At 71.2% G+C, this 7,980-nt stretch carries 4 protein-coding genes; all 4 read left to right on the top strand.

Annotation, left to right across the window (positions count from 1 at the left end):
- Nucleotides 1-2,543 (top strand): SDR family NAD(P)-dependent oxidoreductase (locus U9977_RS19605; protein ID WP_322750740.1); only part of this gene is annotated, 2,543 nt, incomplete at its 5' end.
- A 64-nt stretch (nucleotides 2,544-2,607) separates the two neighbouring features.
- Nucleotides 2,608-4,908, top strand: coding sequence for a beta-ketoacyl synthase (locus tag U9977_RS19600; RefSeq protein WP_322750739.1), 2,301 nt, complete (start codon nucleotides 2,608-2,610; stop codon nucleotides 4,906-4,908).
- Complete coding sequence (locus tag U9977_RS19595; RefSeq protein ID WP_322750738.1) at nucleotides 4,902-6,569, top strand: PfaD family polyunsaturated fatty acid/polyketide biosynthesis protein; 1,668 nt, start codon at nucleotides 4,902-4,904, stop codon at nucleotides 6,567-6,569. Before U9977_RS19600 ends, U9977_RS19595 begins: the two co-directional genes overlap by 7 nt.
- The coding region (gene accD, locus U9977_RS19590; protein ID WP_322750737.1) for an acetyl-CoA carboxylase, carboxyltransferase subunit beta at nucleotides 6,566-7,980 on the top strand (1,415 nt) is incomplete at its 3' end. The genes U9977_RS19595 and accD, both read left to right, overlap by 4 nt.

The raw sequence follows: 7,980 nt of genomic DNA, 5'->3' as shown, positions 1-7,980 counted from the left end.
AGCCCGCGGCCATCCTGGAGCCCGCGGTGGCGTCGGAGCCGTCTGCCGAGCCGGCGGCACGGTTTCCCGTCGAACTCGTCCCGTTGCCCGCGATCGACACGATCGAACAGCCGTATGCGAGCGATCCGGTTGCCATTGTTGTCAATCGCGGTGACCAGGCGGGCGAAGCGTTCGCGCTGGGGCTTGAAAAGGCCGGTTGGACGGTGGTACGGGCGAACCTCCCGCTTCCCGGCGGGGCGCAGGCGCCCGAGTCCACCTGGGACAGTGAGGCTGCGCAGCGGCGGCTCACCGAGGCACTGGACGCGGCGGGCCGGCTCGATCTCTGTCTCGTCCCGCTGGTGGGCAGCGACGTGTGGGATCACAGCGTCCGCGAGCTCGCCGACGCCGTCCTGGTGGCCCGGCACGCCTGCGGACCGCTTACCGCCGGCGCCCGGTCCGGTAGCCGCGCCGCCTTTGTGACCGTCACCCGGATCGACGGCGGCCTCGGTCACCGTGGCGAACGCCAGGCAGCCCAGGCGCTGGTCGGCGGGGTCGGCGGAGTGGTCAAGACACTCGCGCACGAGGAGCCGTCCATCTTCTGCCGCGCGCTGGACATTCATCCGGGACTCGCCGTCGACGACGCCGTCGCCGTGCTCCTGGACGAGATACGGGACGCGGCGCTGGACATCACCGAGGTGGGTGTCGACAGCTCGCGTGGCCGCTGGACCATCGTCCCGGGACCCTACGGGTCTGTTGGCGGGCACCCCGGATCGCCATCGGTGTCGCCTGCTGACGGGTCCTCCGCCAGCGGTGCGGCCACGGTCGGCGGCGACGACGTCTTCGTGGTGACCGGCGGCGGGCGTGGGGTTACCGCGACCTGCATCCGGGCACTCGGTGCGAGCAGTCAGGGGACCTTCCTGCTACTCGGGCGCACCGCCCTGGCTGCCGAGCCGGCGTGGGCCGCCGGCGTGGCCGACGGTGATCTCAAGCCGGCCGCGATCGCGGCCCTGGTAGCCGGCGGCGGCAAGCCGCCGACGCCGCGGGAGGTCGAGGCGGCCTTCCGCGGCGTCGAGGCCCAACGGGAGATCCGTTCCACGCTCGACGCGCTGACCGCGGCCGGGGCCGGGGCCAGCTACATCCAGGTGGACGTGGGTGACGCCGAAGCCGTGCGGGCAGCGTTGTCGCAGCATCGCGAGCGGGTGACCGGCGTGGTGCACGGCGCGGGCACACTCTCCGACGGGCTGCTGCGGACCAAGACCGCCGAGGATGTGCGCCGGGTCTTCACCCCGAAGCTCGCCGGCCTGCGCAACGTCCTCGACGCGCTCGGGGACGCGCCGGTAGGCCATGTCGTCCTGTTCACCTCAGTGGCGGGACTGTTCGGCAATGCCGGTCAGGCCGACTACGCGGCCGCGAACGAGGCCCTGTGCCGGGTCGCGGCCAGCCTCAAGCGCGAACACCCTGACCGGCACGTCACGGCCATCGACTGGGGCGCGTGGGACGGCGGGATGGTCGCGGCCGACCTGCGTGCGGTATTCCGTGCGCGCGGCGTCGAGCTGCTCGCGCCCGACGCCGGCGCACGGATGTTCGTGGCGGAGTTCACCGCCGGCCACAGCGACGACGCCTGTGTACTGATCGGTTCCCCGAAAGGGCTCAGCGCCGGGTCCGGCCCGCGCCCGGCCCGGGGCTTCACGGCCCGCCGTGACCTGATCGGGATCGAGGGCACCGAGGTGCTCCAGGATCACCGCATCGACGCCTTCCCCGTCCTGCCGGCCACGTTCGGCCTCGGCTGGCTGGTGAACGTGCTGGAACGGGCGCATCCGGGGCTGCGGGTGGTCGAGGTCCGCGGCTTCGAGGTGCACAAGGGCATCGTGTTCGACGGGACCCAGGGCCGTGAGTACCAGGTCGAGGTACCGCTGGCCGAAACCGTGGACGGTCGGCTCGTGGTGCGCGCGAGCGTGCGCGGCGTGGCCGCTACCGGCCGGCCGGTCTCGCACTACGTCGGTACGTTCGTGCTGGCCGAGCAGGTTGACCCGGCACCGCCCGGGGTCGCTGGAGCGGGCGGGACGATCGTCCATGAGCCGCAGTCTGGTCCGGAGGACGGACTGGCGATCTACACCGAGGGCATCCTGTTCCACGGCCCGTCCCTGCAGGGGATCCGGCGGATCCGCCAGCGCCGTGATGACCGGGTCGTGCTGGAATGCCGGTTGGCTGACCAGGTCGTGGCCGGCGGCGCGTTCGCCGGCGCGTTGCACAGCCCGGTTCTGGCCGATGTCCTCCTGCACGGACCGTCGGTCCTGGGCAGGTGGCTGACGGGCCAGGCCTGCCTGCCGCTGGCGGTGGGGCGGTTCGAGTACTTCGCCCAGCTGCCTGACGGGGATCGGTTCATCGTCGTCCTGGACGACATCCGGTCGACAGCGTCGTCCCTGACGGTGACGGTGACCGCGTGCGACCCCGAGGGTCGTGTCCTGCAGCGCCTGACCGATGTTTCGATGATCGGTACTCCCGACATGGCGGCGAAGTTCGCCGAGGCCGTGCGTTCCCGTCAGGCGGGGGAGACGGCATGAGCGTCCACCCTGGTCGCCGCAGGCATGGCCCGACCGGCTCAATGACGTGGACGGAGAGCACGCGATGACAGCGGATCAGGCCGGGGACCTTGACTGCCTGGAGTTCGACGGGGAGGCCTTCGACCCCACCCGTTGGCTGTACTCCCCACCGCCGTCGCCGGTCCCGGTGCCGGTCCCGGTGCCGGGATCGGTAGCGGAGGCACCGGGGCAGGTATCGGCCGAAGGCGGTGGGAGGCTGTTCTCCCCACCGCCGGAGGCGCTGAGGCAGGTATCGGCGACGGCGCTCGTCGGGGAGGTGCGGGCCGTGGTCGTGGCCGCGCACCGCAGCGCCCTGCGGGCCCAGGCGAACCTGCAGAGCGCCATGATCGCCGCGTTCGGCGCCACCGGCCAGGCGGGCCCGGCGGGTCCGGCCACCGGTCATGTCGAGATCCCACCGGTGGCGCCCGGGCCGGTTGCGACTCGGCCGGTGGTCGCGACCCGGCCGGTGGTGGTCGGGCGGTTTGAGATCGTGGACGGTCAGCCGCTCGCGGTTGCGCACGGTGCCCATCCGGTCGTGGCGGGCGAACCGGTCAGTGCCGAGGCGGCGTTAAAGCCGCTCGCACGCAGCGACCGTACCCAGCTGGCCGGCGCTGATCTCGCCCGGCTGGTCGAGGGGTCGATCGCCGGGGTGTTCGGTGCCGCCTATGACCAGGACGGCGCCAACCCGTCGATCCGACTCGCGCCGGCCGGTGACCCCCTGCTGAGCCGGGTGGACGACATCGCGCTGCGGGGCGGCGCCTGGGGCAGGGGCGAGCTGCGTGCCACGCTGCGGCCCGACGTGGCCGCCCGGGCCGGTTCGGCGCCGGCGGCGGCGCGGGCAGTGCTGCTGGCCGAGGCGACCGCGCAGGCCGCCCAGGTGTTCGCGATGTACCTGGGCCTGCACCTCTGCCTTGCCGACGCCACGTTCGTGCGCGGTCGCCCGGACGGGCGGGGCGAACCGGACCGGTGCCGGGTCGACCTCGAAGAAGACGCCGGGACCAGCGCGGAGCACGAGATCGTGCTGGCGGTCACGGCCGTCGATCTCGTCCCGCGTCCGTGGCTGTCCGTCGACGCCGAGATCCGGGCCGGGGGCGAGGTCGTTGCCCGGCTGTGGGATGTGACGCTCGGCATCCGGGAGAAGCCCGGCGCCCCGGTAGGGCCGGGCGTCGGGGGGATCGTCCCGGTGTTTCTCGGGCGCAAGAACAGGTTCGGCGAGCGGATGATGCTCAACGAGCTCCACATGGCCCACTGCTCCAAGGGTGACCAGGATGTGGCGCTGGGGCCGGAGTTCGCCCGGTACCGTGACACCCGGGCGACCCGCCTACCCGACGGTGGCCTGCGCCTGGTCGACCGGATCGTCACGGTCGACGGGGAAAGGGGGAATCCGCGCCCGGGCTCCAGCCATGAGACCGAGTACGACTCTCCGGCCGATGCCTGGTACTACCAGGAATCGGCGAACGCGTCGATGCCGAACTGCGTGTACATGGAAACCTCGCTGCAGTCCGCGCTGATACTCGGTTACTACCTGGGTGCGACCCTGCCGGCGCTGGAGGGCGACCACAGCCTGCGCAATCTCGGTGGTACCGCCACGCTGCTGCGCGAGGTCGATCTGCGGGACAAGACCCTGCGGCAGCACTCGACGTTGTTGTCCACGACGCCCATGCCCGGATCGGTCCTGCAGGACTTCGGATACCTGTTCTCCGTGGACGGCGAGCCCGTCTACAAAGGTGAGTCGATGTTCGGGTACTTCAGTGCGGCGGCCCTCGCCCGCCAGAGCGGACTGGATGCCGGCCGCCTCGTCCCGACATGGCTGGAGCAGCAGGAACCCCGTCCGGCGGTCCGGACGATCAATATTGCCGGCCGCCGAGCGGACCGGTCTGCGCCGTTGTGCTCGCAGGGCTATCTCGCGCTTGTCGACGACGTCGACGTGGTCGACGGCGGTGGCCGGTACGGCCGGGGATACCTGCGGGCGGTCCGCGCGATCGATCCCGCGGACTGGTTCTTCGAACGCCACTTCTTCCGGGATCCGGTCATTCCCGGCTCCCTCGGTGTGGAGGCGGTGATTGCGGCGATGCAGGAATGGGTGGTCGACGGCGGTCACGCCGACGGCCTGGTCCGGCCGGGGTTCGTGTTGCCGGTCGGATTGCCCATGACCTGGAAGTACCGGGGGCAGATTCTGCCGACGGATGCCGCGACGACCCTTGAGGTCCACATAAAGGCCGTCGAGCGTAAGCCGGGCCGGATACGGGTTATCGCGGACGCGAGTGTCTGGAAGCCGACCATGCGTATTTATGAGCTGACCGATATCGCCGTTGAGCTGCGGGAGGAAGGGGCGCTGCCATGGTGACCACGCCGGCCGGTCCGCCGGCCTTTGCCGGTGTCGGCCCTGCGGGCGCCGGTTCTGCGGGCGGCGGTTCTGCCGCGGGTCCGGCCCGCAACGCGGCCGACGTCTACGAGGTGCTGACCACCCTCGAACGGCCGTGTTTCGTCATCCGGGATGCCAGCGGAATCGCCGCGGTCAACGACGAGCGGCTGATCGGCGCCGGTGCGCAGGTGCTGGCGGCGGTCCCGCCGTTGGCGCCCGACCGGCTGGGGTCGCCGGATTTCCCGCGCGACCACGGTGTGCGCCATCCGTACATGGCCGGTGCGATGGCGAACGGGATCGCCTCGGCGGCGATGGTCGCCGCGTTGGCCCGGGACGGGTTTCTCGCGTCCTTCGGCGCGGCTGGGGTGCCCCACGCCCGGGTGGACGAGGCGTTGACGACGATCCGGCGCAACGCGCCCGGGCTGCCCTTCGCGTGCAACCTCATCCACAGCCCGAACGAGCTGGCCATGGAGCGGGACGTGGTCGACCTGTGCCTGCGCCACCAGGTGCGTTGCGTCGAGGCGTCGGCCTTCCTCGACCTCACCCCACAGGTGGTGCGCTATCGGCTGGCCGGGCTGACCCGGGACGGGGCTGGGCGGGTCCAGGTCGGCAACCGGCTGGTCGCCAAGATCTCCCGGGCCGAGGTGGCCGAGCGCTTCCTGCGTCCGGCGCCGGAGTCGATGGTCCGCGGGCTGGTCGAGGCCGGTCTGGTCACGGCGGAACAGGCTGACCTTGCGCGCGGGATACCCATCGCTGACGACGTCACCGCGGAGGCCGACTCCGGCGGACACACCGACCGCCGTCCGCTGACCGTCCTCCTTCCCGAGATTATCGCTCTGCGTGATCGCGTCGGCCGTGAGCTGGGGTCCGGGCGCACGGTCCGGGTCGGTGCGGCCGGTGGGATCGGCACACCGGCCGCGGCGGCGGCGGCGTTCGCACTCGGCGCGGCCTATGTGGTGACGGGGTCGATCAACCAGGCATCGGTCGAGGCATCCCAGTCGGAGGCGACAAAGCGGCTGCTGGCCGGTGCCGGAACCGCCGACTGCGCGATGGCCCCGTCCGCGGACATGTTCGAGATGGGTGTCGAGGTGCAGGTCCTGCAGCGCGGCACCATGTTCGCGTCCAAGGCCAGGCGGCTGTATGAGGTCTATCGGGCGCACGAGAGCATCGAGGCGATCGTGGACGCTGAGCGGGACGCCCTGGAACGCAAGATTTTCCTCCGGCCGTTGGAGGACGTCTGGGCCGATACGGTGCGCTTCTTCACCGAGCGTGATCCGGACCAGATCGCTCGCGCGGCCGACAACCCGAAGCGGCGGATGGCCCTGGTCTTCCGCTGGTACCTCGGCCTTTCGTCGGGCTGGAGCATCGCCGGCGAGACAGGCCGGGTCGCGGACTACCAGATCTGGTGCGGTCCGGCGATGGGTGCCTTCAACAGCTGGGTCACCGGGACCTATCTGGCCTCGGTTGCGAACAGGCGGGTGGCTGACATCGCCGCGCAGATGATGCGTGGCGCCGCGTTCACGAGCCGGGTCAACCACCTGCGGCTTGCCGGCGTGCGCCTGCCCGCGCGCGCCACCACGTACATCCCGTCTCCGCCGCGGAGTGACACCGCGGGCGAACCCGATCGGTGGGAGAGATCATGAGTGTGGCCCTGTCCGAACGGCACGGCACGCAGACCCGCGGCCCGTCCTGGCTGGTCTGTGGCGGTTGCCGGGCGATCGTCTACGCAAAGAAGTTCACCCGCGCCCTGCGGGTCTGCGCGGAATGCGGCTGGCACGCCCCGCTGACCGCTCATGAACGGCTCACGATGCTGCTGGACCCCGACAGTGTGCATCTGTTGGAAGCGGTCGTGTCCGACAACGATCCGCTGCGGTTCGTCGACAGCCGTCCCTACGTCGAGCGACTTCGGGAGGCGCGCGCCGCCACCGGGCTCGACGAGGCGGTCGTCTGCGCCCGCGGTCGCATCGACGGTAACCCGGTGGTCGTCGCTGTCATGGATTTCCGGTTCATGGGCGGCAGCCTCGGCGCCGCGGTCGGTGAGGCCATCACCCAGGCAGCCGAGATCGCGCTGCGGGAACGGACCCCGCTGCTGCTCGTGACCGCCTCCGGTGGCGCCCGCATGCAGGAGGGCGTCCTGTCCCTCATGCAGATGGCCAAGACCAGCCAGGCGCTCGGGCAGCTCGACGAGGCGGGGATCCTCACCCTGTCGCTCATCACCGACCCCACCTTCGGTGGTGTCGCCGCCTCCTTCGCGACGCTGGCCGACATCATCATCGCCGAACCGGGCGCGCGGCTGGGTTTCGCCGGTCAGCGGGTGATTGCGCAGACCATCCGCCAGACCCTGCCGCCGGGGTTCCAGACCGCGGAGTTCCTGGTCCGCCACGGCGTCATCGACATGATCCGGCCGCGGGCGGAACTGCGCGCCACCCTGGCCAGGCTGCTGACCGTGGGTAGTCGCCGTTCGGTGAGCAGGACGGTTCCCGCGCCGCGATCGGCGGGCAGATCCGCGCTGATCGTCGATCCTGACCGGCTACCCGAGCGGGACCAGTGGGAGTCCGTGCGGCTGGCACGCCGGCTCGGTCGGCCCACGACCCTGGACTACATCGCGCTCATAATCGAGGATTTCAACGAACTGCACGGCGACCGGATGTCGGCTGACTGCCCGGCGATGGTCTGCGGGCTCGGCTGCCTCGAGGGCGTTCCGGTCGTGGTGATCGGTACCCAGAAGGGGCGCACCGCGGCCGAGCTGTCCGGGCGTAACTACGGGATGCCCTCGCCGGCCGGCTACCGCAAGGCTGCGCGGATCATGCGTCTGGCCGCCAAGATAGGCCTCCCGGTGATCACTCTTATCGACACCGCGGGCGCGTATCCGGGCATCGAAGCTGAGAAACAGGGTCAGGCCGTCGCGATCGCGGAGAACCTCCGGTTGATGGCCGGCCTGCCGGTACCGGTCGTCGCCGTGGTGACGGGTGAGGGCGGCAGCGGCGGCGCGCTTGCGCTCGCCTTCGCCAACCGGGTCCTGATGTGCTCCAACGCGGTCTACTCGGTGATCAG

It is taken from the genome of Protofrankia sp. Cas8 (assembly GCF_963555845.1).
Taxonomy (GTDB): Bacteria; Actinomycetota; Actinomycetes; order Frankiales; family Frankiaceae; genus Protofrankia.
This window is presented reverse-complemented; position numbering and strand designations above follow the sequence as displayed.

Coding starts and splice junctions, on each gene's coding strand:
- U9977_RS19595 (WP_322750738.1), top strand. CDS start 4,902: ATGGTGACCACGCCGGCCGGTCCGCCGGCCTTTGCCGGTGTCGGCCCT.
- U9977_RS19600 (WP_322750739.1), top strand. CDS start 2,608: ATGACAGCGGATCAGGCCGGGGACCTTGACTGCCTGGAGTTCGACGGG.